This is a genomic window from Kitasatospora sp. NPDC090091, assembly GCF_044747365.1.
Lineage (GTDB): Bacteria > Actinomycetota > Actinomycetes > Streptomycetales > Streptomycetaceae > Kitasatospora.
Genome location: NZ_JBIVDY010000002.1, coordinates 510,974 through 537,719, shown reverse-complemented (window position 1 = coordinate 537,719; position 26,746 = coordinate 510,974). Strand labels below are relative to the sequence as shown.

23 protein-coding genes and 4 tRNA genes are annotated in these 26,746 nt (G+C 74.2%); 15 read left to right on the top strand and 12 right to left on the bottom strand.

The features are described from left to right. The first annotated feature begins 19 nt into the window (after nucleotides 1–19). The 3 genes from ACIPSC_RS05395 (at nucleotide 20) to ACIPSC_RS05385 (ending at nucleotide 2,990) form a co-directional block, all read left to right on the top strand. On the top strand, nucleotides 20–1,321 hold the full coding sequence (locus ACIPSC_RS05395; protein WP_400823199.1) for a DNA glycosylase AlkZ-like family protein: 1,302 nt from the start codon (nucleotides 20–22) through the stop codon (nucleotides 1,319–1,321). Nucleotides 1,322–1,400: 79 nt separating this feature from the next. After that, a complete protein-coding gene (locus ACIPSC_RS05390; RefSeq protein WP_238860990.1) occupies nucleotides 1,401–2,171 on the top strand; it encodes an SDR family oxidoreductase in 771 nt (256 codons plus the stop codon). Between the two features lie 90 nt (nucleotides 2,172–2,261). Continuing rightward, a complete protein-coding gene (locus tag ACIPSC_RS05385) occupies nucleotides 2,262–2,990 on the top strand; it encodes a tyrosine-protein phosphatase (protein WP_400823197.1) in 729 nt (242 codons plus the stop codon). Between the two features lie 158 nt (nucleotides 2,991–3,148). On the opposite strand, the gene ACIPSC_RS05380 is transcribed toward ACIPSC_RS05385, so the two are convergent. Then, entirely contained in the window at nucleotides 3,149–4,312 is a 1,164-nt protein-coding gene (locus ACIPSC_RS05380) for a low temperature requirement protein A (RefSeq protein WP_400823195.1), read from the bottom strand. A 110-nt stretch (nucleotides 4,313–4,422) separates the two neighbouring features. Here ACIPSC_RS05380 and ACIPSC_RS05375 point away from each other — a divergent pair, with 110 nt between their 5' ends. Further along, on the top strand, nucleotides 4,423–5,544 hold the full coding sequence (locus tag ACIPSC_RS05375; RefSeq protein ID WP_400823194.1) for a hypothetical protein: 1,122 nt from the start codon (nucleotides 4,423–4,425) through the stop codon (nucleotides 5,542–5,544). A gap of 164 nt (nucleotides 5,545–5,708) precedes the next feature. Continuing rightward, entirely contained in the window at nucleotides 5,709–6,044 is a 336-nt protein-coding gene (locus tag ACIPSC_RS05370; RefSeq protein ID WP_395294936.1) for a hypothetical protein, read from the top strand. A gap of 99 nt (nucleotides 6,045–6,143) precedes the next feature. Here the strand turns inward: ACIPSC_RS05370 and ACIPSC_RS05365 are convergent, their stop codons facing one another. From ACIPSC_RS05365 to crcB (ACIPSC_RS05340), 6 genes are all read right to left on the bottom strand, one after another. Further along, nucleotides 6,144–6,980 (bottom strand): TIGR02452 family protein, encoded by an 837-nt coding sequence (locus tag ACIPSC_RS05365; protein ID WP_400823191.1) that lies wholly within the window; start codon nucleotides 6,978–6,980, stop codon nucleotides 6,144–6,146. A gap of 208 nt (nucleotides 6,981–7,188) precedes the next feature. Next, a complete protein-coding gene (locus ACIPSC_RS05360) occupies nucleotides 7,189–9,483 on the bottom strand; it encodes a DEAD/DEAH box helicase (protein WP_400823189.1) in 2,295 nt (764 codons plus the stop codon). Between the two features lie 195 nt (nucleotides 9,484–9,678). Beyond that, on the bottom strand, nucleotides 9,679–10,515 hold the full coding sequence (locus tag ACIPSC_RS05355; protein WP_400823187.1) for a hypothetical protein: 837 nt from the start codon (nucleotides 10,513–10,515) through the stop codon (nucleotides 9,679–9,681). A 278-nt stretch (nucleotides 10,516–10,793) separates the two neighbouring features. Then, complete coding sequence (gene crcB, locus ACIPSC_RS05350) at nucleotides 10,794–11,168, bottom strand: fluoride efflux transporter CrcB (RefSeq protein WP_400823184.1); 375 nt, start codon at nucleotides 11,166–11,168, stop codon at nucleotides 10,794–10,796. Then, a complete protein-coding gene (locus tag ACIPSC_RS05345) occupies nucleotides 11,165–11,614 on the bottom strand; it encodes a DUF190 domain-containing protein (RefSeq protein ID WP_400823182.1) in 450 nt (149 codons plus the stop codon). Before ACIPSC_RS05345 ends, crcB (ACIPSC_RS05350) begins: the two co-directional genes overlap by 4 nt. Next, entirely contained in the window at nucleotides 11,611–12,111 is a 501-nt protein-coding gene (gene crcB, locus ACIPSC_RS05340) for a fluoride efflux transporter CrcB (RefSeq protein WP_400823179.1), read from the bottom strand. Before crcB (ACIPSC_RS05340) ends, ACIPSC_RS05345 begins: the two co-directional genes overlap by 4 nt. A gap of 70 nt (nucleotides 12,112–12,181) precedes the next feature. Here crcB (ACIPSC_RS05340) and ACIPSC_RS05335 point away from each other — a divergent pair, with 70 nt between their 5' ends. The 5 genes from ACIPSC_RS05335 to ACIPSC_RS05315 all read left to right on the top strand — a co-directional run bounded on the left by ACIPSC_RS05335 (nucleotide 12,182) and on the right by ACIPSC_RS05315 (nucleotide 13,594). Further along, nucleotides 12,182–12,523 carry a metallopeptidase family protein gene (locus tag ACIPSC_RS05335; protein ID WP_400823353.1) on the top strand — a complete coding sequence of 114 codons (342 nt, stop codon included), beginning with the start codon at nucleotides 12,182–12,184 and terminating at the stop codon, nucleotides 12,521–12,523. A gap of 114 nt (nucleotides 12,524–12,637) precedes the next feature. Beyond that, nucleotides 12,638–12,710, top strand: a tRNA-Glu gene (locus ACIPSC_RS05330). 64 nt (nucleotides 12,711–12,774) lie between these two features. Next, a tRNA-Asp gene (locus ACIPSC_RS05325) sits at nucleotides 12,775–12,848 on the top strand. 27 nt (nucleotides 12,849–12,875) lie between these two features. Then, a tRNA-Phe gene (locus tag ACIPSC_RS05320) sits at nucleotides 12,876–12,949 on the top strand. Nucleotides 12,950–13,048: 99 nt separating this feature from the next. Then, nucleotides 13,049–13,594: a Uma2 family endonuclease gene (locus tag ACIPSC_RS05315; protein WP_400823177.1), complete on the top strand. Its 546-nt coding sequence runs from the start codon at nucleotides 13,049–13,051 to the stop codon at nucleotides 13,592–13,594. A gap of 16 nt (nucleotides 13,595–13,610) precedes the next feature. On the opposite strand, the gene ACIPSC_RS05310 is transcribed toward ACIPSC_RS05315, so the two are convergent. Both ACIPSC_RS05310 and ACIPSC_RS05305 read right to left on the bottom strand, forming a co-directional pair. Continuing rightward, nucleotides 13,611–14,732 carry an alpha/beta hydrolase family protein gene (locus ACIPSC_RS05310; protein WP_400823175.1) on the bottom strand — a complete coding sequence of 374 codons (1,122 nt, stop codon included), beginning with the start codon at nucleotides 14,730–14,732 and terminating at the stop codon, nucleotides 13,611–13,613. Between the two features lie 84 nt (nucleotides 14,733–14,816). After that, a complete protein-coding gene (locus tag ACIPSC_RS05305) occupies nucleotides 14,817–15,737 on the bottom strand; it encodes a zinc-binding dehydrogenase (RefSeq protein ID WP_400823172.1) in 921 nt (306 codons plus the stop codon). 164 nt (nucleotides 15,738–15,901) lie between these two features. Here ACIPSC_RS05305 and ACIPSC_RS05300 point away from each other — a divergent pair, with 164 nt between their 5' ends. The 3 genes from ACIPSC_RS05300 to ACIPSC_RS05290 all read left to right on the top strand — a co-directional run bounded on the left by ACIPSC_RS05300 (nucleotide 15,902) and on the right by ACIPSC_RS05290 (nucleotide 21,287). Next, nucleotides 15,902–16,882: a LysR family transcriptional regulator gene (locus tag ACIPSC_RS05300; RefSeq protein WP_400823169.1), complete on the top strand. Its 981-nt coding sequence runs from the start codon at nucleotides 15,902–15,904 to the stop codon at nucleotides 16,880–16,882. 191 nt (nucleotides 16,883–17,073) lie between these two features. After that, on the top strand, nucleotides 17,074–21,093 hold the full coding sequence (gene hrpA, locus ACIPSC_RS05295; RefSeq protein ID WP_400823166.1) for an ATP-dependent RNA helicase HrpA: 4,020 nt from the start codon (nucleotides 17,074–17,076) through the stop codon (nucleotides 21,091–21,093). Between the two features lie 120 nt (nucleotides 21,094–21,213). Beyond that, a tRNA-Asp gene (locus ACIPSC_RS05290) sits at nucleotides 21,214–21,287 on the top strand. Nucleotides 21,288–21,658: 371 nt separating this feature from the next. Here the strand turns inward: ACIPSC_RS05290 and bldC are convergent. Further along, nucleotides 21,659–21,865 carry a developmental transcriptional regulator BldC gene (gene bldC / locus ACIPSC_RS05285; protein WP_014137253.1) on the bottom strand — a complete coding sequence of 69 codons (207 nt, stop codon included), beginning with the start codon at nucleotides 21,863–21,865 and terminating at the stop codon, nucleotides 21,659–21,661. A gap of 554 nt (nucleotides 21,866–22,419) precedes the next feature. Next, on the bottom strand, nucleotides 22,420–23,370 hold the full coding sequence (locus ACIPSC_RS05280) for a hypothetical protein (protein WP_400823165.1): 951 nt from the start codon (nucleotides 23,368–23,370) through the stop codon (nucleotides 22,420–22,422). A 198-nt stretch (nucleotides 23,371–23,568) separates the two neighbouring features. Here ACIPSC_RS05280 and ACIPSC_RS05275 point away from each other — a divergent pair, with 198 nt between their 5' ends. Both ACIPSC_RS05275 and ACIPSC_RS05270 read left to right on the top strand, forming a co-directional pair. Continuing rightward, a complete protein-coding gene (locus tag ACIPSC_RS05275; RefSeq protein ID WP_400823163.1) occupies nucleotides 23,569–24,726 on the top strand; it encodes a Glu/Leu/Phe/Val dehydrogenase dimerization domain-containing protein in 1,158 nt (385 codons plus the stop codon). A gap of 374 nt (nucleotides 24,727–25,100) precedes the next feature. Further along, nucleotides 25,101–25,358 carry a DUF3073 domain-containing protein gene (locus ACIPSC_RS05270; protein WP_400823162.1) on the top strand — a complete coding sequence of 86 codons (258 nt, stop codon included), beginning with the start codon at nucleotides 25,101–25,103 and terminating at the stop codon, nucleotides 25,356–25,358. 269 nt (nucleotides 25,359–25,627) lie between these two features. Here the strand turns inward: ACIPSC_RS05270 and purM are convergent, their stop codons facing one another. Then, nucleotides 25,628–26,713: a phosphoribosylformylglycinamidine cyclo-ligase gene (gene purM / locus ACIPSC_RS05265; protein ID WP_400823160.1), complete on the bottom strand. Its 1,086-nt coding sequence runs from the start codon at nucleotides 26,711–26,713 to the stop codon at nucleotides 25,628–25,630. Nucleotides 26,714–26,746 lie beyond the last annotated feature (33 nt).

Sequence of the window (26,746 nt, the reverse complement as noted above, 5' to 3'; positions counted from 1 at the left end):
CGGGCCGGATACTGGCCGCATGGCGAAGGCGAACGGCACCCCACGGCACCCCGAGGCCGTCTCCACGGCCCCGCCCGGCGTCGCCCCCACCGCACCCGGCGCGGCGCCCGACGTCACCCCCGAGAAGCTGCGGGCCTGGTGGGCGCACCGGCAGTGGCTGGACGGCGCCCACCGCGGCGCGTCCGCGGCCGAGGTCCTGGCCGCCACCGGCTGGGCCCGCTCGGTGGGCGGTGCGGCGCCCTACCTCGGGCTGTTCGCCCGGGCCGGGCTGGACCGGCAGGCGGTGGACGCGGCGATCGCCGGGCTGACGGTGCACGAGCTGCCCGCCGCGCGCGGCTGCACCTACGTGGTGCCGGCCACCGACTTCGCGCTCGCCCTGGCGGCCGGAGCGGCCGCCCCCGCGGGCGAGTTGGCCTCCGCCGAGAAGCACCTCGGGGTCGGCCGGGACGAGGTGGAGAAGCTCTGCCTGGCCATCGGCCGCGCGCTCGCCGCCGCACCGGACACACCGCAGGACCCGGCCGCGCTCCGGGTGGCGGTCGGCGGCGCGGTCCGGTCGCTGGGCGACGCCGGGAAGAAGCGCGGCCTCTCCACCACCCTGCCGCTGGCCCTCGGGCTGATGCAGTCGCGCGGCCAGATCCGCCGGGTGCCGGTCAACGGCCGCCTGGACCAGCAGCGTTACGGCTACCTCGGGTGGGACCAGCCGGTCACCGGCGGCGCGGTCGACCTCGCCCGGCGCTACTTCGCCTGGGCCGGTCCGGCGAACCTCGGGCACTTCCGCTGGTTCTCCGGCTTCACCGCGGCGACCGCCCGGCGGGCCGTCGCCGAGGCCGGGATCGTCCCGCTGCCGGGCGGGCCGGCCGGCGACGGGCTGCTGATGCTCCCCGAACTCGTCGAGGAGTTCGCCGAGTTCACCGTCCCGGCGGAGCCGCACTACACACTGCTGGCCGGCATCGACGGCATCCACCTGCTCCACCGCGACCTGCCCCGGCTGGTCGACCCCGCCGACGCGGCCCGGCAGCTGCCCTCCGGCCGGGGCGGGAAGGCCGGTCGCAGCTTCGGCGGCGAGGCCGATCCGCAGACCCACATCGTGCTCGACCGGGGCCGGATCGTCGGCTTCTGGGAGTACGACGTCGAGCGGGCCGAGATCGTCCACCAGTCCTTCGTACCGCTCGACGCCGCACTGCGGGCGGCGGTGGCCCGGACCGAGGCCTTCGTCCGCGACCAGTTGGGGGACGCGCGCGGGTTCAGCCTGGACTCGCCGCGGAGCCGGGCGCCGAAGATCGCGGCCCTGCGGGCGGCGGCCGCCGCGTCCGGGGAGTGATGCCGGGGCCGCGGGACCGTGACGCCGTCCGGGCCGTGACACGGGCCCGGGCCGGAGCGGACGGAGTACCGTGCAGGGCATGACCGACTCGACGGCCCCGGCCCGTACCGAAGTCCTCCTCGTCACCGGCGGCGGACGCGGGATCGGCGCCGCCACCGCACGGCTCGCCGGACGCCGCGGCTACCGGGTCTGCGTCAACTACCGCAGCGACGAGGCCTCGGCGGCCTCGGTGGTCGAGGCGATCCGGGCCGAGGGCGGCACCGCCGTGGCCGTCCGGGCGGACGTCACCCGCACCGCCGGGGTCGAGCGGCTGTTCGCCGCCGTCGACACCGAACTCGGCCCGCTCACCGCCCTGGTGAACAACGCCGGAACGCTGGAGAAGCAGTGCCGGCTGGAGGAGGTCGACGAGGACCGGCTGAACCGGATCTGGGCCGCCAACATCACCGCCCCCTTCCTCTGCGCCGCGCAGGCCGTCCGCCGGATGTCCACCCGGTACGGCGGGGCCGGCGGCGTGATCGTCAACGTCTCCTCCGCCGCCGCCCGGCTCGGCTCGCCGAACGAGTACGTGGACTACGCGGCCGCCAAGGGCGCCGTCGACTCGATGACCCGCGGGCTGGCCCTGGAGGTCGCCGCCGAGGGCATCCGGGTCAACGCCGTCCGGCCGGGCCTGATCCACACCGACATCCACGCCCTGGGCGGGGAGCCCGGCCGGGTGGACCGGGTCGCCCCCGACCTGCCGATGCGGCGCGGCGGGCAGCCGGAGGAGGTCGCCGAGGCCATCCTCTTCCTGCTCTCCCCGGCCTCCTCGTACATGACCGGCGGCTTCCTGGACGTCGCGGGCGGCCGCTGAGGCCGGGTTGCGGGTGCGGGGACCCGGACACCGAGACCTCGTGTTCCGTTTCCTTCCCGCGGCGCCGCTCCCGCCCGTACGGTGGAGCGCATGACCGACGCCTTGCCGGACCGTGAACCCGACCTGCCGTCCGCCTTCATCGACATCCCCGGTGTCCGCAACTTCCGTGACGCCGGCGGCGTCGGCACCCTGCGCAAGGGGGTGCTCTACCGCTCCGGGTCCTTCCACACCCTCGCCCCGGAGGGCGCCCAGCGACTCAAGGCACTGGGCCTGCGCCTGGTGATCGACCTCCGCAGCCCGTTCGAGCTGGAGGTCTGGCCGGACCTGCGGCACGGCCTCGACCACGAGGCGGTCAACCTCCCCACCCTCCCGGCCAACCGGGAGGATACCGACCGCCCCTGGCCCGAGGACCAGGCCGAGCTCTACCCGTTCATGGCGCAGACGGCCGGCCCGTCCCTGGTCGCCGCCGTCCGCCGGCTCGGCGCCCCCGGCGGCGTCCCGGCGGTCGTCCACTGCGCCGTCGGCAAGGACCGCACCGGTCTGACCATCGCCGTCGTGCAGTCCCTCCTCGGGGCCTCCGACGCCGACATCATGGCCGACTTCCTGCGCTCCAACGCCGGCCTCGGCCTGATCAACGGCCCGATCCCGTACCTCGACGAGACCGGCACCGAGCGGATCTCCCGCCCCATCTCCGCGCCGCTGCTGGCCTCCTCGCTGACCTGGATCCGGGCCAACCACGGCTCCATCGCCGACTACCTCCGGGCCCACGGCACCACCGACGAGGACCTCGCCGCCCTCCACGGCAACCTCTCCGCCTGAGGCCTGCAGCCCGAGACCCGAAGTCCCGAAGTCCGAGACCCGCCCCGGTCCGGGACCGGGGCGGGGGGCGGCCCTACCCCCCCCGCCGACGACCTCCGGCAGCAGGCCGCCGCCGACGTTCCGCACCCGGTGGAGGCCGTCCCCGAGCGCGTGGTCCGTCACGGTGCGAGCCTGCCGCCGAGCGCCGACCGGCCCCGGAGCCGTGCGGCCTCGTAGCCGAAGGCCCCGCCGAGCACCGCGGCCGCGGCGGCCGCCTCCGCCAGCGCCGACACCCGCGTACCCAGCGGGACGGCGGCCACCAGCAGGCCCGCGGCGAGCAGCCGGGGCAGGTTGGGGGTCAGCGCGAAGCTGCGGCGGATCGCGGTGTTCACCACGAGGAAGAGCGCGACGCCGCCGGCCAGGGCGGCGGCCTGTGCGAGGCCGATCGGCGAGCCCGGGTGGGCGACCGCGGACTTCACCCCGGTCGCGAAGAGCAGCACGCCGAGCAGCAGCCCGTAGTGGCCCAGGTTGTAGACGCTCACCGCGAGCAGGTTGCGGCGGTCCGAGGGCAGCGCCGCCATGTGGTGCTCGGCGCGGCTGTCGTCGTCGTGGCCGAAGTACGCCCACCAGAGGCCCACGCAGACGGCCAGGCTGAGCACGGCGACGGCGATCAGCGCGGCGCTGAGCTCGGCGGTGCCCGCACCGACGCCGATCGCGATCACCGACTCACCGAACGCGATGATCACGACGAGGCCGTGGCGCTCGACGAAGTGGTCGGCGCGGAGCTGGAAGCTCGGCAGGTCGACCAGCCGGGGTATCGCGAACTGCAGGGCGAAGGCGGCGGCCCAGAGGCCGAGCTGGGCGGTGCCGGTGAGGTAGCCGCCGGCCACCACCAGGCCGGTGTTGACCAGGTTGAGCCCGCCCATCCGCAGCACCGGCCCGAGCGCCACGCCGGAGGCCGCGAACATCCCGGTGTGCACGGCGACCACCAGCAGGTACGCCCAGCCGAAGGCGACGCCGCTGCCCTCGAAGGCGTGCGGGACGGCCAGCGAGATCACCAGGAAGCCGGCCATCGCCAGCAGCAACAGGCCTCGGCGGCCGTGGCTGGTCGGCGGCATCGCGTTGGTGAGCCAGATGAACGCGTCGTACATCCACCAGATCACCGCCAGCATCACCACCACCTGGGCCAGACCACCGGGGGTGAGGTGGTGGACCAGGCTCCCGGTGAGCTGGGTGATGGTGAAGACGAAGACGAGGTCGAGGAAGAGTTCGAGCGGGGCCACCCGCAGGGCGGGCTCCGCCTCGGCCGCGAAGGGGGCCGGCAGGGCACGGGGCACGGTCACCGCGCGAGTATGCGGCACAGCGACCGCGCCCCGCGGGCGTTTTCGACAGTCGGACGTACGGTCGACCCCGGCCGGACGGCCCGTCAGGGTGGGCGCCTATGCTGCGGCGAATGGTGTCCGACCGAATTCCCTCGCCCGACGGGTCCGCGGATCCGTCCGACCGTCAGCAGCCGACCCTCGACAGCGCGATCACCGCTCTGGAGGCCGCGAACGCGGTCGCCGACATGGAACGCTTCGAGGCCGCGTTCCGGCTGGTGGGCGGACTGCTCGGACCGGCCGGAGAGCGCGAGTCGGCGGCCGTCGGCCCGCGACTGGCCGCCCAGCTGGCGGACTCCCCGCCCTTCGAGCGGGCCCACCTGGCGATGATGGTGGGCGCCTGCGTCGAGCGCGGCGCCGATCCGGTGGCCTGCGCCGACCAGGTGCTGGCCGGCCTGCGCGAGGCGCTCACCGGCGCGCTGCTGCTGGTCGAACGCTGGAAGGAGACCGGCGGCGGGGAGCTGCCCGACCCGGACGCCGACAACCCGGGTCACGCGCACGCCCGGATCGCCGACCCGGACGACCCGGACGCCTGGCCGGCCCACCGGGCGGTGATCGGCTGGTGGACGCTGCACCTGTGGCAGATGGCCTCGTTCGCGGTCTGCACGCACGCCGCCGTCCGCACCTCGGCCCGGGCCTCCGGTGTGACGGACGTGCTGGCCGAGCTGATCGAGCGGTACGGCGACGGCCACCACGACCTCAAGGGCCTGCTCTACCTGATGAAGACGCTGGACGACGAGCCGCTGCTGGTGCTCGACCGCCCGAGCGGCACCGGCTACCTGGTCCGGATGGACGGACTGGCCGACAACTTCCAGCTGCACACGCTGCTCGCCGAACTGCTGATCGGCGGCGGCCACCTGCCGGGCACCCGCCCGGACCCGGAGGTGGTGGCGCTCAGCCGGACCGCGGAGGTCGACGGCCGGCGCCGGGTGACCGCGCTGGGCGCGTTCAACCTGCTCGCCCCGGACGGCTCGTGGATCTGGAACGAGGGCACGCCCGCCGACATCCCGGTGGTGGACGGCGTCCGCACCCTGGTGCTGGACCCGCAGCCGTACGAGCGGAGCTGGTCGGCCGGGCGGTTCATCCAGCAGGTCCCGGGGGACCTGCGGCTGGAGCGGGTGCTGGCGCCCGCCGAGGCCGCGGCCAAGCTCTCCGCGGCGGCGCCCGCGCACCCCTTCGAGCAGGCCTACCGCTGAGCCCCGGTGCCCGGCGGGTCGGCCGGGGCCGGACCGGCCCGGCCCCGGCCCGGGTGGGCGGATCGGCCGGCCCCGCGGGCGGGTTATGGTCGGTGGAGCCGGAGCGGCCGGCGGCCCGGCCTGATCCACAGGACAGGCCCCAACCCACAGGAGTGGAGTCGACCATGGCGAGGATCCCCGACGTGCTCTCGGCCGCGGCGCCCGCCGCGCTCACCGCGGCGAGCGGTCTGGTCGGCGGCTACGGCGTCGCCCGCTGGAGCGGCCGGCGCGAGCTGGGCGGCGCCGTCCTGGCCGCGGCCGGGGCCGGGGCCGCCGTGCAGTGGCACCGCCGCTCGGGCGCGGCCACCGCGGCCGCGCTGACCGGGCTGTACGTGGCGGCGTTCGGCGGCTCGCACCCGCTGGCGAAGAAGATCGGCGCCTGGCCGTCCGTCTTCGCGGTCACCGGGGTGGTCGCGGCCGCCTCGACCGCCGCCACCGCGATCACCGCCCGCAAGGGCTGACCCGGCCGGCCGCCGGGCCCTCGTCGACGGGGCGCCGGGCCGCCCACGGGTGGCCGGGCCGCCAGCGGGGCGCCCGGCCGTCAGCGGGTGACCCGGCCGTCAGCCGGTGGCCCGGCCGAACCGCGCCTCGAAGGCAGCGCGGTTGGCCGAGACGGGCGTGCGGTCCCAGACCGCGAACACCACCCGCTCGAAGGCCGCGCCGTACTGCGCCAGCGCCCCCTCGAACGCCTCGGCCACCTGCGCCGGGTCGTTGCCGAACACCCCGCAGCCCCACGCCCCCAGCACCAGCGTCCGGATCTCGTGCCGGGCGGCCGCCGCGAGCACCCGGACGGCCCGCTCGGCGAGCACGCCCCGGACGTCCGTCCCGGCCGAACGCCGTTCCAGCTGGCCCGCGTTGGGCGCGGGCGAGGTGAGGAACGTCACCGGGTAGGGCCGCGCCAGCAGCTCGCCCCTGCCGTCCCGGATCACCGGCACGTCCGGCGAGACGATCACCCGGTGGCTGTACCGCAGGTCGGTGGAGGCGCGGTGCGCCTCGTAGTAGTCCGGCGCCTCCACCAGGCAGGTGTACAGCAGGGCGCTGCGGCAGAGGTCCTCCTCCTGGGCGCGGGCGCCGCGCAGGTAGCCGCCGCCCGGGTTCCGCGCGGAGGCGAAGTTGAGCACCCCCACCCGGCCGGGGCCGGCCCCGACCAGCCGCCGGGCCGCCTCGATGCTGCCCTCGGCGGTCACCTCGACGGCCCCGGCCGCGGCCGTCAGCGGGCCCGGCCCGCCCGCCCGGACCAGCGCGTCCAGCGCCTCCGGGGTGTACGACACCGTCCCCTCCCTGGCCGCGGCCAGTCGCTCCCCCACCTGCACGAGCTCGCCCCCGGTCACCCGGTAGCTCCCCCGCGCGGCGATCTCCTCGTTCACCGCTGCCACGTGATGCAGTCTGCTGCTCATGACCGCGACCGTAGGGGACGCGGCCGCCCTCGCGCCACAGGTTATTCTCACCAACAGAACAACACCCGGCCGAGCCATCTGAGAGCGACCCGAGAGCGGCCACGAGCGACCCCGGGCGGCCCGGGCGACGCGGGCGGACGAGTGCGGGAACGCGGACGGGCCCGCCCCACCGAAGTGGAGCGGGCCCGTGGAGCCGGTGCCGACCGGGTCAGTTCTTCCAGCGCGGCTTGCGGTCGTCGCGGTTGAAGCCACCGGAGTTGAAGCCACCGGAGCGGCCGCCGCGGTCGTCGCGGTCACGGTTGAAGCCACCGGAGGCCTGCGGGCGGCCACCGGAGCGGTGGTCGTCGCGGCGGGAGAACGGACGGCTGCTGCCGCCGCGCTCGTCGCGGTCGCGGCCGAAGGACGGGCGGTCGCCGAAGGAGCGGGCCGGACGGTCACCGAAGCCACCGGATCGGCCGCCGCGGTCGTCACGGTCACGGTTGAAGCCACCGCGGTCACGGTCACCGAAGCCACCGGAACGGCCACCACGGTCGTCACGGTCACGGCCGAAGCCACCGCGGTCACGGTCACGGTCGCCGAAGGAGCGGGCCGGACGGTCGCCGAAGCCACCGGAGCGGCCGCCGCGGTCGTCACGGTCACGGTTGAAGCCACCGCGGTCACGGTCACCGAAGCCACCGGAACGGCCACCACGGTCGTCACGGTCACGGTTGAAACCGCCGCGGTCACGGTCACCGAAGCCACCGGAACGGCCACCACGGTCGTCACGGTCACGGCCGAAGCCACCGCGGTCACGGTCACGGTCACGGCCGAAGCCGCCGGAACGGCCACCCCGGTCGTCGCGGTCGCGGTCGCGGGTGAACGCCGGGCGCTCGGTGCGGGCCTCGCGGTAGGAGGGGGTGCGCTCCTCGGCCGCCGGGGCGGCGGTCTCGGCCGGGGCCTGCGCGGCCTCGGCGGTCTCGCCCGCCTCGGCGTCGGCGGCCGGCGCGTCGTCCTCGATACCCAGCTCGGCCCGCTCGCGCGCGGCCCGCGCGGCCAGGCGGTCGGCCTCCTCGCGCAGCTCGGTGGCGCGGCGCTGCGCGCGCTCCAGCTGGCGGGTCATGTCGGCCAGCTCGCGCTCGGCGGCACCGGCGATGCCGGCCGCGCTCTCGGCCTGGACCTCGATCAGCGAACGGGCGCCGGTGATCCGGGCGACCTCGGCGTCGAAGGCGTGGTCGAGGATGTGGCGCGAGGCGTCGACGCCCGCGTCCTCCATCAGGCGGAAGACGCCGCGGCGCTGGTGCGGCAGCACCAGGGTGACGACGGTGCCGGAGCGGCCGGCACGCGCGGTGCGGCCGGAGCGGTGCAGGTAGTCCTTGTGGTCGCCGGCCGGGTCCACGTTGAGGACCAGGTCGATGCCGTCGACGTGGATGCCGCGGGCGGCGACGTCGGTGGCGACGACGACGTTGACGTAGCCGTCCTTGAAGTCGCCGAGGACGCGGGTGCGGGCGCCCTGGGTCATGCCGCCGTGCAGCGCGTCGGCCTTCACACCGGCCTCGATCAGCTGCTCGGCGACGCGGTCGGCGCCCATCTGGGTGCGGACGAAGATGATCGTGCGGCCCTTGCGGGCGGCGATCGCGTTGGTGATCGGCGCCTTGTCCTTGGGCTTCACCACGAGGATGTGGTGGGTCATGGTGGTGACCGCACCGGCCGACGGGTCGACCTCGTGGGTGACCGGGCTGTTCAGGTAGCGCTTGACCAGGGTGTCGATCTCGTTCTCCAGCGTGGCGGAGAACAGCAGGCGCTGGCCGCCGGCCGGCACCTGGTCGAGGATCTCGGTGACCTCGGGCAGGAAGCCCATGTCGGCCATCTGGTCGGCCTCGTCGAGGACGGCGACCTGGACGTCGTCGAGCTTGGCGGAGCCGCGGTTGATCAGGTCGCGCAGGCGGCCGGGGGTGGCGACCAGGACGTCGACACCGCGCTCCAGCGCGTAGATCTGGTTGGACATCGAGGTGCCGCCGCAGACGACCTTGAGGCGCAGGCCGAGCACCGAGCCGAACGGCTCCAGGGCGTCGGCGACCTGCATCGCCAGCTCGCGGGTCGGGACCAGGATCAGGCCGCGCGGGTGCTTGGCGCGGGTGCGCTCGCCGTCGGCGAGGCGGGTCAGCAGCGGCAGGCCGAAGCTGAGGGTCTTGCCGGAGCCGGTACGGCCGCGGCCCAGGACGTCCTTGCCGGCCAGCGCGTCCGGGATGGTCGCGGCCTGGATCGGGAACGGGGTGGTCACGCCGCGCTTGGCGAGGGCCCGGACGACGTCGTCCGGCAGGCCCAGGTCGCCGAAGGTGATGGTGGGCTCGGCGGCCTCCGCGTCGGCGGCCTCGTCGGCGGCGACCTCGGTGATCTCGGCGGCCTCGGCGACGACCTCGGCGGCGTCGGCCTCGGTCGGCCGGGCGTCGGTCTCGGGAGTGGTGGCATCGGCGGCGGACTCGTTCGCGGGCATGGCGAAGCGGGCGTCGTCAATGAGAGACATCTAAAACCTTCCGGAAGTGGCACGCGCCAAAGTCCGGGGTTCTGTTTCACAACCGCCTCTATGCGGTCAGCCACGGATCGCCGGAACGCGCCAAGGGCGCCAGATGGGAGTAGGGCGCCAGACAAATGGATCAAACGAACGATCTACCACCATAGAGGAACCTCGGGATCGGAGGCAAATGCCCTGGCCAGATTGCTAATGCCCACCCGGGCCGGCGGTCGGGGCCGAAGATCCAGAGCTTCCGGCGGAGGGCTCCGGGGTGCTCGGCGCGGGCGGGGCGGAGCTGGTGTGACCGGGCTCCGGGGTGCTCGACGGCCGCGTGGTCGGGCTCGCCGCCGGGGTGGTGGCGGAGCCGCCGCCGGACCGCCCCTCGCCGGTACCCGTGGTGCCGCCGGTGCCTCCCGGGCCTCCCGGGCCGGTGGCGCCGCCCGTCCCGGTCGTGCCGCCGGCCGCGCCACCGCTGGACGAGCCGGTGCCCGGTCGGGGTGCGGTGCCGGCGCTCACGCCCCCGGCGGATCCGCTCGCTCCGGGCGCGGGCTCGCCCGTCACGGCGCCCGTGGCGACTCCCGCGCCCTCGGTCGTCCCGTTCACGTCGCTCGGACCGCCCGTGCCGTTCGCGCCGTCCGCGCCGCCGACGCCCGGGGAGGCCGCGCCCGGCGCCGGGGTCAGACCCGCCGTCCGCGCGCCGTCGGCCGACCCGCTCCCGGGGCGCTCCGACTTCCCGGACGGGCCGCCCTGGTGGCCGCCGCCCGGCGCGGCCGTGCCGCCGGCACCGCCCGCCCGGCCCGGCGTCCCGGCCTGCCCGACCGGCACCGTGCCGTGCTTCTCGTCCGCCGCACCCGGGCCCACCGACATGCACCCCGTCAGGCCCAGCCCGGCCACCGCCAGCACCGCGGCCGCCCGCACCACGCCACTGCGCACCGCCGCCGCCCGCGGCTCGGCCCGCCGGACCGCCAACGCCCGCACCACCGCCGGACGGCCCTCCCGGGCGCCCACCTCGCGCACCGAACGCACCGCACGCACCGAACGCATCGCCGCCACCGAGCCCCTCTTCGCACAGCCCCACCCGGCCGCCCATGCACACGGCCCACTTGTGGTGACCAACGCGCGCCCGGCCCGGCGGGACACGGCCGGCCCGGCAGGAAGCCCCGGTCACCAGCCGCCCGGCGCAACGGCGGCGGTTCAAACCTCCCGACCGGCCCGGCCTCGGGCCGGCCCCGGGGTGGCTCCGGGGTGGCTCCGGGGTGGCTCCGGGGTGGCTCCGCCCGGCAGCCGCTGTACGCAGGGTTCCGGGGGCGCCCGGGAACCGCTCAGCCCCAGAGCGCCGAGGCCAGCCCCGCCCCCGCGTAGACGGCCGCCAGCCCCACCGCGATGCTCCCCAGCACATTGGCCAGCGCGTACCGCCCGGCGCCGCTCTCGGCCAGCCGCAGCGTCTCGTACGAAAAGGTCGAGTACGTGGTCAGCGCGCCGCAGAACCCCGTCCCGATGAGGAGTTGGACGTCGGAGGAGGCCGCGCCGGCCGCCGCCGCACCGGTCAGCAGCCCGAGGACCAGACAGCCGGCCGCGTTCACGGCGAAGGTGCCCCAGGGGAACACCGAGTCGTGCCGGGACTGCACGGCACGGTCGGTCAGGTACCGCAGCGGCGCGCCGACCACCGCGCCCACCACCACGAGCAGCCAGTTCACTCCCCCGCCCCCCGCTCCTGCTCCGCGCCCCGGCCGCGGCCCGCCGGCCGGACCACCTCGCACGGGTCGAGCACCACCAGGCCGTCCGCCACCAGCCCGTCCAGCCGGGGCAGGAAGGCCCGCACCCGCTCCTCGGTGTCCACGACCACCACCGCCACCGGCAGGTCCTCGCTGAGCGAGAGCAGCCGTGCGGTGTGCACCAGCGAGGACGCCCCGAACCCCTCGATCCCCCGGAAGACGCTCGCCCCGGCCAGCCCGGCGGCCCGCGCCCGGTGCACGATCTCGCTGTACAGCGGGCGGTGGTGCCACCGGTCGCTCTCGCCCACCAGCACGGTGAGCCGCAGCGCCGGCCCGCTCAGCGCCGGCCGGTCCGACGTGCCCCGGTCCGACGTGCTCCGGTCCGACGCCGCGCCGTCCGACGCCGGCCCGTGCGACCGCCCGGTCATCCCGACACCCCTTCGCCGCGCCGGGCCAGACGGCGGATCAGGCCGCGGGTCAGCCCGGCCGCCGCCCAGACCGCGGCCATCGCCGCCACCAGCGTCAGCCCCAGGTAGACCGCCCCGGCCCCCGGGCGCCCCTCGGCCAGCAGCCGCCGGACGTCCACCTCGTAGGTGGAGAAGGTGGTGAACCCGCCCAGCACCCCGGTCCCGAAGAACGGCCGCAGCAGCGGGTGTGCGGGCCGCCCCTCGGTGACGGCCACCAGGAACACCCCGATCACCGCGCAGCCCGCCACGTTCACCACCAGCGTGGTCCACGGGAACGCCGCCGGACCGGCCGGCCAGAGCAGCGCGGCCCCGTACCGGGCCGCGGCGCCGATCGCCCCGCCCAGCGCCACCGCGGCCACCGGGCGCCCCTGCCCGCGCAGCACCGGCGGCCGCGCGGGCCGGACCGGCGCCGGCCCCTGCCGCTCCGCACGCTCCACCGCGCCGCCCGAGGTCGTCATAGGCCCATGAAACACCGGCGCCGACCGCCTGGCACACCGTCACCCCAGACCCGACAATGATCCGGTGGAGATGACCCGGGAAGAGTTCGAGACGCTGGTCGGCGACGCCCTCGACCAGATTCCCCCGCAGCTCGCGGCCATGATGGACAACGTCGCGGTCTTCGTCGAGGACGAACCCGACGCCGCCGACCCGGAGCTCCTCGGCCTCTACGAGGGCACCCCGCTCACCGAGCGCGGCGAGTGGTACGCGGGCGTCCTGCCCGACCGGATCATCATCTACCTGGGCCCGACCCTCCGGCACTGCGACTCGCGCGAACAGGTGGTCGAGGAGGTCCGCACCACGGTGATCCACGAGGTCGCCCACCACTTCGGCTTCGACGACCACGAGCTCGACGAGCTCGGCTGGTCCTGACCGGCCCGTCCCACCCGCCCCACCACCCGGCCGAAACCCGTTTTGGCGTTCGGCTCGACATCCCATATGCTTCTCGACGTCCCCGAACGCTGGAAACAGCGGGACAGGCCGCAAGCCCTCATCGTCTAGTGGCCCAGGACGCCGCCCTTTCAAGGCGGTAGCACGGGTTCGAATCCCGTTGGGGGCACGCAGTACCGCAGTACCGTAGTAAAGTGCAGTGCCGCAAGACCTAGTGGAGAAACACCACACAAGGTCCCGTGGAGCAGTTGGTTAGCTCGCCACCCTGTCAAGGTGGAGGTCGCGGGTTCAAGTCCCGTCGGGATCGCTCGTCTCGCAAGAGACGGTGCAGTACGGCCAGGTAGCTCAGTTGGTACGAGCGTCCGCCTGAAAAGCGGAAGGTCGCCGGTTCGACCCCGGCCCTGGCCACAAGTGGGAAAGGCCCCGGAGAGTTCACTCTCCGGGGCCTTTCGCGTCCCCCGGAGCTACGCTGAGGTGCCGCCGGTCCACCGTCAGGAGACGCCGCGCATGAACCCGGAGCACTTCGCCCTCCTCGACGAAGCCCGCAGGAGCCTGCCCGACGGGTTCAAGGTCGAGATCTCGGGCGACACCATCGTGATGATGGTCAGCCCTTCGGGCATCCACCAGCGGAACCTGTTGGTGGTGCGCCGCCAGTTCGACGCCCATGTGCCGGCCGAGCTGCTGCCGAGCGAGAACACGGACCTCGTGTCACCGAACGTCGGCAAGAGCCGCAACCCCGATCTGACCTACCTGCCCATGGCGGCCCTGGAGACCACCGAGAACCAGGTCCCGGCCGAGTTCGCCGCCATCGCCGTCGAACTCGTCTCCCCCTCCAACCCGGAGAACGACTGGGTCGGCAAGGTGCGCGACTACCCGCTGATGGGGATCCCGCTCTACCTGCTGGTCGATGCCCGGCAGAAGACGGTCACCCTGTTCAGCCGCCCCGACGGCACCAAGTACCACCGCCGCGAGGACATCGAGTTCGGCGAGACACTGCACGTCCCCGAACCGTTCGACTTCGAGCTGGTGACCGACGGGCTGCTCGCCTACTGAGGACCTGGCGGCTCGGTCACCGGGCTGACGGGGTGCCGAGGTGGGTGGTGAGCCAGTCGGCGGTGGCGGGGAGCCAGTCCGCGAGGGCGTTGCCCAGCAGGTGGTTGCCGTGCGGGACGAGCAGGAGCTCGGCGTGCGGGGCCCGGTCGGCGAGGAGGCCGGCGTTGGTGACGCCGGGGATGCGGTCCTCGCCGCCCTCGACGACGAGGAGGGGGCCGGTGACGGCCGGGGCGAGGCCGGTCAGGTCGACGCGGGCCGCGAAGGCGCGGGCCGCCTCCGGGGTGCCGCAGCGCTGGGTCAGGGTCGCGGTGACGAAGGGGACCAGGGCGTCCCAGTCCAGCCGGTACGGGCCGCTGACGACGGCGGTGGCGCGGATCCGGGGCTCGTGGGCGGCGGCGGTCACCGCGTAGTAGCCGCCGAGGCTGAGGCCGATCACGCCGACCCGGCCGGTGTCCACGCCGCCGTGCGCGCTCAGGGCGTCGATCGCCCGGCCGACCACGCGGTGGTAGTCCGGCTCGGGGGCGCTGGTCGCGGCGAGCACGCCCTGCCCCGGCCCGTCCATCGCGAGGACCGCGGTGCCGCGGGCCAGCAGGGCCTCGGCGACGGCGTGGAACTCCTCCTTGCCGGAGTCCATCCCCGGGACGACCAGCACCACCGGCGGGTGAGCCGCCCCGGCCGGGCGGCGGAGCCAGCCGGCGAAGGAGCTGCCCTCGATCCGCTCGGCCGCCGGGTCGAGCCGGGCCAGCGCCCGGCGCATCGCCTCGTCCGCCTCGCCGGCGGCCTCCGCGGCGGCCGCGCGGTCGGGGTGCGGCAGTAGCCCGGCGGCGTGGAACCAGCGGGCGGCCGTCCGGTAGGCCTCGCCGGCCGACACCGTACGCCCCTCGGCGGCAGCGCGGTCGGCGGCGGCCAGGTGGCGGCGGCCGGCCGCGCGGCAGGCCCCGGGCCACTCGTGCATCGAGCGCAGCGGGGCGGTGACCCGGGTGTACTCGTGCGGGTCCAGCCCGGCGCCGGTGGCGCGGGGGCGGTTCTCCTCTACGAAGGCCGGGAGCAGCGCCGGGTGGTCGAGGAAGGAGAGGTCGGGCAGGGAGAGGTCGGGCAGGGAAGGGTCGGGCAGGGACGGGGCCGGGGTGCCGGTCATGGGTGCGGTTCGCTCCTCTGGTGCTGTGGCTGCTGGTGCAAAGGCGGATGGTGGGCCGTTCGGGCGCACGGCCGGCGCGCCGGGTCAGGCCAGGGTGAGCACGGCCTTGCCGCGGATCCGGCGCTCCCGCAGGTCGGTGAGGACGGCGGCGGTCTCCGCCCAGGGTGCGACCCGGCCGATCTCCGGGGTCAGCCGCCCCTCCCCCACCAGGCGGACCAGGGTGGCGAGGTCCGCACCGTCGGGCACGTCGGAGTCGGCGTAGTGGAAGTGCCGCAGGGTGGCCGACTCCGGCCCGGCGAAGAAGCCGAAGAAGTCGAGCGTCGCGGGCGTCCGGGAGGCCTGGCCGAACCAGATCAGCGTGCCGCGCCGGGCCAGCCTGGCGAGCGCCAGCGGCAGGTTCGGGCCGCCGGTCGACTCCAGCACGAGGTCGTACGGCCCGCGCGCCGCGGCGAGCTCGTGCACCACCTCCGCCGCGCCGAGCTCGGCCAGGCGCCGGCCGCGCTCCGGCGAGGCGGTGACGGCGGTCAGCTCGGCGCCGGCGGCCGCTGCCAGCTCGGTGACGTAGTGGCCGACGCCCCCGGAGGCGCCGGTCAGCAGCACCCGGCGGCCGGCCAGGGCCCCGGCGGTGCGCAGCAGCCGGAGGGCGGTCAGGCCGGCCAGCGGCAGGGCGGCGGCCCGGACGCTGTCCAGCTCGTCCGGGATCTCGGCCAGCGACGTGGTGGGGACGCAGACGTACTCGGCCCAGCCGCCGGCGGGCGGGTGGCCGACCACGCGGCGGCAGACGCCCGGGCCGGACCCGTCGGCGGCGGCCTGCACGACCAGTCCGGCGATGTCCTTGCCGGGGCGCCAGCCCGGCCCGGGAGCCTCCAGCTGGAAGGTCTCGCCGCGGTTGACCGAGAAGGCCTCGACCTTGACCAGGGCCTCGCCCGGTCCCGGCCGCGGCTGCTCGACCTCGGCGAACCCGACCGTGGCGTCGGCCCGTCCGGTCGGTGTCAGCGCCTTCATGGTCCTGCTCCCTTCCTCGGCCCCGCGCCGGGCGGTCCGGCGGCCGCGGCGGCGGCTCCCCTGGGGCGGTTCCCAGCAGACCCCGGCCGTCCGGGGCCGGTCCAACAACCGCTCGGGCGGGAGGACAACCGATCGTTGTCAGACACGCCCTAGGCTGGGCGGCCATGGATCTCGATCTCGCCCAGGTCCGCGCCTTCACGGCGGCGGCCGAGGAGCTGCACTTCGGGCGCGCGGCCGCACGGTTGGCGATCAGTCAGCAGGCGCTGTCCAAGCGGGTCGCCCGGCTGGAGGCCGCGCTCGGTGCCCGGCTGCTCGACCGCGACGCGCACGGGGTCGGACTGACCCCGGCCGGCCGGCGGTTCCTGGAGCCGGCCCGCCGGCTGCTCGTCCACGGCGACCGGGCGGTGGCGGCGGTGGCCTGCCCCCGGCGGCCGCTTCGGATCGACGTGTGGGGGCACCTGTACGCACCGATGCGGACGGTGGCACGGGCCGTCGAGGGGGTGCCGGGGCTGGAGGTGGAGCCGGTGCCGGGGCGGGACCTGCCCTCGGTGGCGGCCGCCGTGCTGCGGGGCGAGTCCGACGCCGGGTTCGGCCGGGTGCACCCGCTGCCGGACGGCCGGGACGCGGGGCTGGCGCACCGGCTGGTCCGGCTGGAGCCGGTGGACGCGCTGCTGAGCACCGACCACCCGCTGGCCGGGCGGGACGCGCTCCGCCCGGCCGACCTGCGCGACAGCGTGCTGCGCTACCCGGCCGCGGTGGACCGGCTGGACTTCCTGACCCGGTTCGCCGACCGGTTCGGCGTCGGGGGGCGGACCGGCTCGACCAATCTGGGCCTGGAGCACTTCGTCGAGCGGGTCCGCACCGACCCGGCCTGCTTCTCCCTCCTCCCCGCCGACTGCCCGCTGCCCGACCTTCCGGCCGCGGGCGGCGGCGGTCGGCCCGGTGTGCGGACCGTCCCGCTGGTCGACCCCACCCCGCTCTACGCCTGGTCGCTGGTCTGGCGCGAGGACGACGCCCAGCCGCACCCGCAACTGGAACCGCTGCTGGGGGCGTTCGGCGAGGAGGCGCGGCGCAGCCGCTGGCTGGAGTACGACCCGGCGCGGGACTGGCTGCCCGGCCCGGACGAGGACGCCCTGGGCCGCTGAGCCCCGCGCGGCCCGGGCGCGCGGCCCGCCCGCGCCCGCGCAGGCCCCCGTCCGCCCGCGCCCGCCCGGCCCTGCCCGCCGTTCGAACGACCGACCGCCCGGGGTTCGCGCGTCCGCACCGGCGGCTGTGACACTGGAGGGGCTCGAAAACCGGGGTGCACACCACCCCGCCTCCTTGCGAACCTAGAGGGATGCCCGCAGTGAGTTCTCCCGCAGTCCAGTCCGCCGACGCATCCGCCCAGGCGCCCGACACGGGCCCGGGCATCGGCGAGCTGGCCGCCCGTCTCCCCGCGCTGACCCTCCGCGACGAGGTGCGGATCGGGCGCCGTCTGGAGGGCGCCCGCCGGGTCCGCAAGCCCGAGGCGCGCGCGCAGATCGCCGCCGAGATCGCCGGCGACATCGAGCGCGCCGAGCTGCTGGTCGAGCAGCGCCGCGCCGCCGTCCCGGCCATCACCTATCCCGCCGAGCTCCCGGTCAGCCAGAAGAAGGACGAGATCCTGGCGGCCATCCGCGACCACCAGGTGGTGATCGTCGCGGGCGAGACCGGCTCCGGCAAGACCACCCAGATCCCGAAGATCTGCCTGGAGCTGGGCCGCGGCATCCGCGGTCTGGTCGGCCACACCCAGCCCCGCCGGATCGCCGCCCGCACGGTGGCGGACCGGGTCGCCGAGGAGCTGCGCACGCCGCTCGGCGAGGCGGTCGGCTGGAAGGTCCGGTTCACCGACCAGGTCGGCCAGGACACCCTGGTCAAGCTGATGACGGACGGCATCCTGCTCGCGGAGATCCAGACCGACCGCGAGCTGCGCCAGTACGACACGCTGATCATCGACGAGGCGCACGAGCGCAGCCTCAACATCGACTTCATCCTGGGCTACGTCAAGCAGTTGCTGCCCCGCCGCCCGGACCTCAAGGTCGTCATCACCTCGGCGACCATCGACCCCGAGCGCTTCGCCCGCCACTTCGGCGACGCCCCGATCGTCGAGGTGTCCGGCCGGACGTACCCGGTCGAGGTCCGCTACCGCCCGATCCTCGACGAGGACGCCGAGGACGACTCCACCGACGCCGACCGCGACCGCGACCAGATCCAGGCGATCTGCGACGCCGCCGAGGAACTGCAGGCGGAGGGCCCCGGCGACATCCTGGTCTTCCTCTCCGGCGAGCGCGAGATCCGCGACACCGCCGACGCGCTCAACCGGATGAAGCTCAAGTCCACCGAGGTCCTCCCGCTCTACGCCCGGCTGAGCTCGGCCGAGCAGCACAAGGTCTTCCAGCGCTCCAGCAGCCGCCGGATCGTGCTGGCGACCAACGTCGCCGAGACCTCGCTCACCGTCCCCGGCATCAAGTACGTGATCGACCCGGGCACCGCCCGGATCTCCCGCTACAGCCACCGCACCAAGGTGCAGCGGCTCCCGATCGAGGCGGTCAGCCAGGCCAGCGCCAACCAGCGCAAGGGCCGCTGCGGCCGCACCTCGGACGGCATCTGCATCCGGCTCTACTCGGAGGAGGACTTCCTCTCCCGCCCCGAGTTCACCGACGCCGAGATCCTGCGCACCAACCTGGCCTCGGTCATCCTCCAGATGACCGCCGCCGGCCTCGGCGACATCGCGGCCTTCCCGTTCCTGGACCCGCCGGACTCCCGCAACATCAAGGACGGCGTCAACCTGCTGCACGAGCTCGGCGCGCTGAACCCGGACGAGAAGGACGCCCGCAAGCGCCTCACCCCGCTCGGCCGCAAGCTGGCCCAGCTCCCGGTGGACCCGCGGATGGCCCGGATGGTCCTGGAGGCCGACCGCAACGGCTGCGTCCGCGACGTCATGGTGATCGCCGCCGCGCTCTCCATCCAGGACCCGCGCGAGCGCCCCACCGAGAAGCGCCAGGCGGCCGACGACCGGCACCGCCGCTTCCAGTCGGAGACCTCCGACTTCCTCTCCTACCTGGCCATGTGGCGCTACGTCCGGGAGCAGCAGAAGGAGCTCTCCTCCTCCGCCTTCCGCCGGATGTGCAAGGCCGAGTTCCTCAACTACCTGCGGATACGGGAGTGGCAGGACATCTACTCCCAGCTGCGCACGGTCGCCAAGCAGCTCGGCGTCACCATCGAGGAGCCCCACCCGGACGCCGAGCCGGACGCCGACCGGATCCACCAGTCGCTGCTGGCCGGCCTGCTCTCCCACATCGGCCTGTTCGACGTGGAGAAGCGCGAGTACGGCGGCGCCCGCGGGGCGCGGTTCGCGGTCTTCCCGGGCTCCGGCCTGTTCAAGAAGCCGCCGCGCTGGGTGATGTCGGCCGAGCTGGTCGAGACGTCCCGGCTCTGGGCCCGGATCAACGCCAAGATCGAGCCCGAGTGGGTGGAGCCGCTGGCCGGCCACCTGATCAAGCGCAGCCACAGCGAGCCGCACTGGGAGAAGAAGGCCGGCGCGGTGATGGCCTACGAGAAGGTCACCCTGTACGGGATGCCGATCGTCGCCCAGCGCAAGGTCAACTACGGCCGGATCGACCCGGAGCTCTGCCGGGAGCTGTTCATCCGCAACGCGCTGGTCGAGGGCGACTGGGAGACCCACCACCGCTTCTTCGCCGAGAACCGCAAGCTGCTCGGCGAGGTCGAGGAGCTGGAGAACCGGGCCCGCCGCCGGGACATCCTGGTCGACGACCAGACCCTGTTCGACTTCTACGACAGCCGGCTGCCGGACGACGTCGTCTCCACCCGGCACTTCGACTCCTGGTGGAAGAAGGCCCGGCACGACCAGCCGGACCTGCTCAGCTTCGAGAAGTCGATGCTGATCAACGACGCCGCCGACGGCGTCACCGAGGCCGACTACCCGGACCACTGGCAGCAGGGCAAGCTCCGCTTCAAGCTGACCTACCAGTTCGAGCCGGGCAGCGACGCGGACGGCGTGACCGTCCACATCCCGCTCCCGGTGCTCAACCAGGTGACCGCGGAGGGCTTCGACTGGCAGATCCCCGGTCTGCGCGAGGAGCTGGTCACCGCCTGGATCAAGTCGCTCCCCAAGGCGGTCCGGCGCAACTTCGTCCCGGCCCCGGACTTCGCCAAGGCGGCGCTGCGCCAGGTGAGGGAGCGCCAGGCCGCCGGCGCCTTCGGGTCCGCCGAGCCGCTGCTGCCCACCCTGGAGCTCGTCCTCAAGCGGCTGACGGCGGTCACCGTCCCGCCGGAGGCCTGGGACGAGGAGCGGGTGCCGGACCACCTCAAGGTGACCTTCCGGGTGGTCGACGGCCGCCGGAACCTCGCCGAGTCCAAGGACCTGGAGGAGCTTCGGCAGAAGCTCAAGCCCAAGCTCAAGGAGACGCTCTCCTCGGCCGCCTCCGGGCGCGGCATCGAGCAGTCCGGGCTGACCGCCTGGCCGGCCTCGCTGCCCGTCCTGCAGCGGACCTTCGAGCAGCGCTCGCGCGGCCACTCGCTGCGCGCCTACCCGGCGCTGGTGGACGAGCAGGACGCGGTCGGCATCAAGCTGTTCGACACCCCCGAGGCGCAGGCCGCGGCGATGTGGGCGGGCACCCGGCGACTGCTGATGCTCACCACCACCTCCCCGGCGAAGTCGATCCAGGGGCGGCTGGGCAACCAGGCGAAGCTCGCCCTGTCGTACAACCCGCACGGCTCGGTCCCGGCGCTCTTCGAGGACGTGGTGGCCTGCGCCGCCGACCGGCTGATGGCCCTGGCCGGCGGCCCGGCCTGGGACGAGGCCGCCTTCGGCAAGCTGCACGACAAGGTGCGGGCGGACCTCTACGACCTCTCGGCGGACACCACGCTGAAGACCGCCTCCGCGCTGATCGCCTTCCACAAGGCGTCGACCCGGCTGAAGTCGGTGAGCAGCCCGGTGCTGCTGTCGGCGGTCAACGACATCCGGCTGCACCTGGCCTCGCTGGTGCACCCGGGCTTCGTCACCGGGACGGGCTGGCAGCGGCTGCCGGACCTCAAGCGCTACCTGCTGGCGGTGGACCGCCGGCTGGAGGCGCTGCCCAACCACCCGCAGCGGGACGCCCTGCAGCTGCTGAAGGTCCAGCAGGTGCAGCAGGAGTACGGGGAGCTGCTGGCGGCGGTGCCGGCGGGCCGGCAGCCCTCGCCGGAGGTGCTGGCGATCCGCTGGATGATCGAGGAGCTGCGGGTCAGCTTCTTCGCCCAGTCGCTCGGTACGCCGACTCCCGTCTCCGAGAAGCGGATCACGAAGGCGATGGAGGCGGCCCGGGCGACGCTGTGAGGCCGCCCAGCTCAGCGGGCCGGGGGCCCTCAGGAGCCAGTTCGACCTGGGGGCCCCACATGGGCTACGATCTGTCTTGTTCGCAGCGCGGCAAGCAAAGCGAACGGATCAGAAATCTCTGGTCCCGTGGAGCAGTTGGTTAGCTCGCCACCCTGTCAAGGTGGAGGTCGCGGGTTCAAGTCCCGTCGGGATCGCCGTAGCCGAGAGGCCCGGAACCGTTTGGTTCCGGGCCTCTCGTCGTTTCACCGGCGGCCGCCCCATACCCCGGACTAGGTCTAGACCACAAGTGACTGTCCGCGTGACGGTCGTCACTTATCTTTCCCAGCGAACACACAGTCTTCACCCCCTCTGCGCGGCCACTAATTTAATATGTAAAATTGCACTGCTATTCACAGTAAATCCCCCCCGTCCCACGCCCCTCAAATCGTTATGCGGAGTTCAACATTCCGGCCGCCCGGGATGCTCTCCGGCGGCTCTCCGGCGATCGCGCCGGGGCATGCAAAGGGGCCGCTTACCGGACCCGGCGGAGTCCGGTAAGCGGCCCCTTTGAAAGAGCCTTCGGCCGTCAGGCCTCGGTGCGCTGGGCGGGAATACCGGCCAGCAGAGCGCGCACCTCCGCCTCGCGGTACCGGCGGTGGCCGCCGAGGGTGCGAATGGACGTGAGCTTGCCCGCCTTGGCCCAGCGGGTAACCGTCTTCGGGTCCACGCGGAACATGGTGGCTACCTCTGCCGGCGTCAGCAGGGGCTCAGCATCAGGGGTACGAGCGGTCATGAGCGGCCTCCTCGGGAGAACCGAACCAGGGCGGTTCTATCCTTCAAATTCTGCACCTTGGCCCGCGATGCCCGAAATGGCATAGACGGGCCGAGTCGGTTATAGGACGAACGGCTTGTCCTGGTGTCTACAACTACACCATCCGTCCAGCCCTATCGACCAAACCGCCAAAATTGACCCCTCACGGGTTCAAGGCCGACGGATGGCGATGGACCACCCCATAACGGGCAGTCACCTTATAGTGACATCTAGTTACGAGGGGACCAGACCCGCCGTTTCCCCGCAAAGCACGCATCGATTCCAGAACCACCCAAAAGTGGGCACGCTCACGTGAAGTTGGGCTGGTTGTCCCATTTTTGCACATAGGGGTAAGTTCGCGTCAACGGTGAGTAGTGTCACGTTCGACAGCTATTGACCCGAACCAGGACCTTGGTCATACCACTCAGGCCGTAGGACCCGATCAGTCTTACAAGTACCACCGACAGGTCACCGGCCCCGCGGTGACGCCCGCTCAGGGCCGCTGCCAGGCCGCTCCGCGGGCCCCGGGACGCCGCTCAGTTCGCGTACCGCAGGGCCAGCACCCGCCGCCAGCGGACCGTCAGCTCCTCGTACGCCCGCATCGCCTCTGCCGCGTCCCCCGCCCGCAGCGCGCGCAGCCCGTCCTCCAGCTCCCCCGCCGAACGGTCCGCCAGCAGCCGCTCCGGCCCCAGCAGGTGCACCAGCCCCCCGTAGTCCAGCTCCACCAGCGAGCGCGGGTGGAACTCCTCCAGCCACCGCCCGACCTGCTCCGCCCCGCGCACCAGCTCCCCCTCCGGCACCGCCTCACGCAGCGCCCGGTACGCCCGGGCCACCCGCCGGCGGGCCTGCGCCATCGGCGTCAGGTAGAAGAGGGCCGGGCCCTCCCCCTTCTCCCCTCCTGCGGGAGACCCCGCGGCCCCGCCCGGCTCCCCGCCGCCCGGCTCCCCGGCCGACTCCCCGGCCGGCACGAAGCAGCGGTCCTCCTCCCCGAACGGCAGGAACCAGCGGACCGGCACCTCCCACCGGCTGGTCAGGATCCACGGCCGCGCGTCCGGGTGCTCCGCCCGCCAGCGGTCCCGGTCCGCCTCCGCGGCCGCCCGGGAGGCCGGCGGCAGCGCCGTGTCCACCAGCGCCACCGGGGCGGCCCCCTCCAGCTCCTCCAGCGCCTGCCAGCTGCGCAGCCTGGTCGCCCACGGGCAGACGTACAGCACGCCGTCCACCGCCCGGACGAAGGCCCGCTCGCTCTCCCGCTCCGGCAGCGGCCGGGGCGTGCGGCCCACCAGCTCCGCCAGCGCCGTGCGCTGCTCCTCCAGCGCCGCCGCGGCGACCGGACGCCCGGCCTCCGTCGCGTCCGGGCCGTGCTCGGCCGCGTAGGCCTGCCAGCGCGCCCGCTCGGCCTCCGGGTACGCGGCCAGCGGCTCGTAGACCCGCAGGTGGGCGGCGTAGGGCGGCTGCACGGAGGTGCGTACGACGGTCACGTGCTGCATCGTCGCACGCACCGGCCGCCCGCCGGGAGGGCTCCGGCCCCGAGCCGTTCGCGGACGCACTCCGCACGCCCCGGTCTCACCACTCGGACAAGTGGCCCGAGCTCGGACAAGGGGGCAGATCGCGGGCGCCCCCGCGACTACTCTTCGCCTTAGGCGCCCGCACCACAGCAGCGGGCCTCGAATACTGGAGTCACCACAGTGACCGACGTACAGACCTCCGCGACGCACCCCGCACCCGGCGTGCTCAGCAGGATCTTCCGCACCGAGCAGGACGGCGTCCCCGGCGACGGCCACGAGCAGGTCGTGCTCTGCCACGACCGCAGCTCCGGGCTCAAGGCGATCATCGCCATCCACTCCACCGCGCTGGGCCCCGCCCTCGGCGGCACCCGCTTCTTCCCGTACGCCTCCGAGGAGGCGGCGCTGGAGGACGCGCTGAACCTGTCGCGCGGCATGTCCTACAAGAACGCGCTGGCCGGGCTCGACCTCGGCGGCGGCAAGGCCGTCATCATCGGCGACCCCAACAAGGACAAGAACGAGGCGATGCTGCGCGCCTACGGGCGCTTCGTCGAGTCGCTGCGCGGCCGCTACATCACCGCCTGCGACGTCGGCACCTACGTCCAAGACATGGACGTGGTCGCGCGCGAGACCCAGTTCGTGACGGGCCGCTCCCCCGAGCACGGCGGCGCCGGCGACTCCTCCATCCTGACCGCCTTCGGCGTCTTCCAGGGCATGCGCGCCAGCGCCCAGGCCCGCTGGGGCCAGCCCACCCTGCGCGGCAAGCGGGTCGGCGTGGCCGGCGTCGGCAAGGTCGGCCACTACCTGGTCGGCCACCTGGTCGCGGACGGCGCCACCGTCGTCATCACCGACGTCTCGGAGGCTGCCGTCAACCGCGTGCGCGCCGCCCACCCGGAGGTGGAGGTCGTCGCCGACACCGCCGCCCTGCTCCAGGCCAAGCTGGACGTCTACGCCCCCTGCGCCCTCGGCGGCGCCCTCACCGACGCCTCGGTGGCCGCGCTCGGCGAGTTCGGCACCTCCGTGGTCTGCGGTGCGGCCAACAACCAGCTGGCCCACCCGGGCGTCGAGAAGGACCTCGCCGACCGCGGCATCCTCTACGCGCCGGACTACCTGGTGAACTCCGGCGGCGTGATCCAGGTCGCCGACGAGATCGAGGGCTTCAACTTCGAGCGGGCCAAGAACAAGGCCACGAAGATCTTCGACACCACCCTGGAGATCTTCACCCGGGCCGCCACCGACGGCGTCCCGCCGGCCGTCGCCGCCGACCGCCTGGCCGAGAAGCGGATGCGCGAGATCAGCGCGCTCCGCTCGGTGCTGCTGCCGGGCGCCCGCCGCGCCTGATCCGGCCGACCCGGCCGTGATGCGCGGGGGACCCTCGTCCCCCGCGCATCACAATGTGGAACCGGATTCTCACTTCTGCGCCCGATCGGGTGATCCGAGGTCCCCCTTGGGGGGATAATCGATCCGGGAACGACGGACCTCAGATACCTCCGGACAGCGTGCAAACTGCCGCAAAACCTCCCCTGACCTGGGAAGACCCGGTCGCGGGTGCTGTCGGTGCGCGCCACGTCACACCGACGACGTACCGTCCGGCGGCGGAAACAGGTACCGTTAATGCTCCAAGGGACGGTTCTCCCCATTCGGGCAGGCCGCTCTTGATCATAAACACGTGTCAGACTCGGGGCCGTGAGCCCCATCGTTGAGGGGGTCGACCCATGGGGCGCGGCCGGGCCAAGGCCAAGCAGACGAAGGTCGCCCGCGAGCTGAAGTACAACAGCGGCGGGTTCGACGCCAATCGTCTCTCCAGCGAGCTGGGCGTATCGCCCTCCACCGCCTCGATCGAGCCGGAGCCGATCGAGGAGGACGAGGACGACGACCCCTACGCGGAGTACGCGGCTCGCTACGCCGACGTCGACGAGGACGACGACGCGGATTCGGACACCGGGCCCTCCCAGGCTCGCCGTCGCGCGTAGTCACCAGTCTGGCCTGACCGGTCCGGGCGCCTTGGGCGCCGGGCCGGTTTTCGGCGTTCCCGCGCGCGGTGGGCCCCGGATGTGACGCTCCGTGGCGTGCCCGGAGGCCGAGCACCCGGGCCCGCGGCGGACGGCGCCGCACACACGGAAGGGCCTCCCCGCGGCTGCGGGGAGGCCCTTCGTCGTCGCTCCGGCCGGGTCGGCCGGCAGGGGTCCGCCGGGTCCCGGCAGAGTCCGCCGGGTCGGCCGGGTCGGGCCGTCGGGTCGGCTCAGCCGGCGGTGAAGCCCTCGTAGGCGTTGTACAGCGCCGCACCGCCGTCGTGCTCGTCCGTGCGCTCGACGATGTCGCCCAGCAGCCACGCCTCGACGCCGCGGTCCTCCAGGATCGACAGCACGGCGTCCACCGAGTGCGGCGGGACGACCGCGACCATGCCGACGCCCATGTTCAGCGTCTTCTCGATCTCCAGGGTGGCGACCTTGCCGACCTCGGCCACGGTCTGGAAGACCGGCAGCGGGGTCCAGGTGCCGCGGTCCAGGCGGGCGTGCAGGCCGTCCGGAACGACCCGGGCCAGGTTGGCCGCCAGGCCGCCGCCGGTGACGTGCGAGAAGGCGTGGACCTCGGTGGCGCGGGTCAGCGCCAGGCAGTCCAGCGAGTAGATCCGGGTCGGCTCCAGCAGCTCCTCGCCGAGCGTGCGGCCGAACTCCTCGACCTTGCGGTCCAGCTTCCAGCCGGCCTCGTTCAGCAGCACGTGGCGGACCAGCGAGTAGCCGTTGGAGTGCAGGCCGGAGGCGGCCATCGCGATCACCACGTCGCCGGCGCGGACGCGGTCCGCCCCGAGCAGGGCGTCCGCCTCGACCACGCCGGTGCCGGCGCCCGCGACGTCGTACTCGTCCGGCCCGAGCAGGCCCGGGTGCTCGGCGGTCTCGCCGCCGACCAGGGCGCAGCCGGCCAGGGCGCAGCCCTCGGCGATGCCCTTGACGATCGAGGCGACCCGCTCCGGGACGACCTTGCCGACGCAGATGTAGTCGGTCATGAACAGCGGCTCGGCACCGCAGACCACCAGGTCGTCGACGACCATGCCGACCAGGTCGTGGCCGATCGTGTCGTGCTTGTCCATGGCGGCGGCGATGGCGACCTTGGTCCCCACACCGTCGGTGGCCGAGGCCAGCAGCGGCCGCTCGTAGCGCTTGAAGGCGGACGCGTCGAAGAGCCCGGCGAAGCCGCCGAGGCCGCCGACCACCTCGGGGCGGTTGGCCTTCTTCACCCACTGCTTCATGAGCTCGACGGCGCGGTCGCCCGCCTCGATGTCGACGCCGGCGGCGGCGTAGGTGGCGCCGTTCTGGTTCGTGGTCACTGCGGTGCGGCCCTTTCGGGTCGGGGTGGGGGG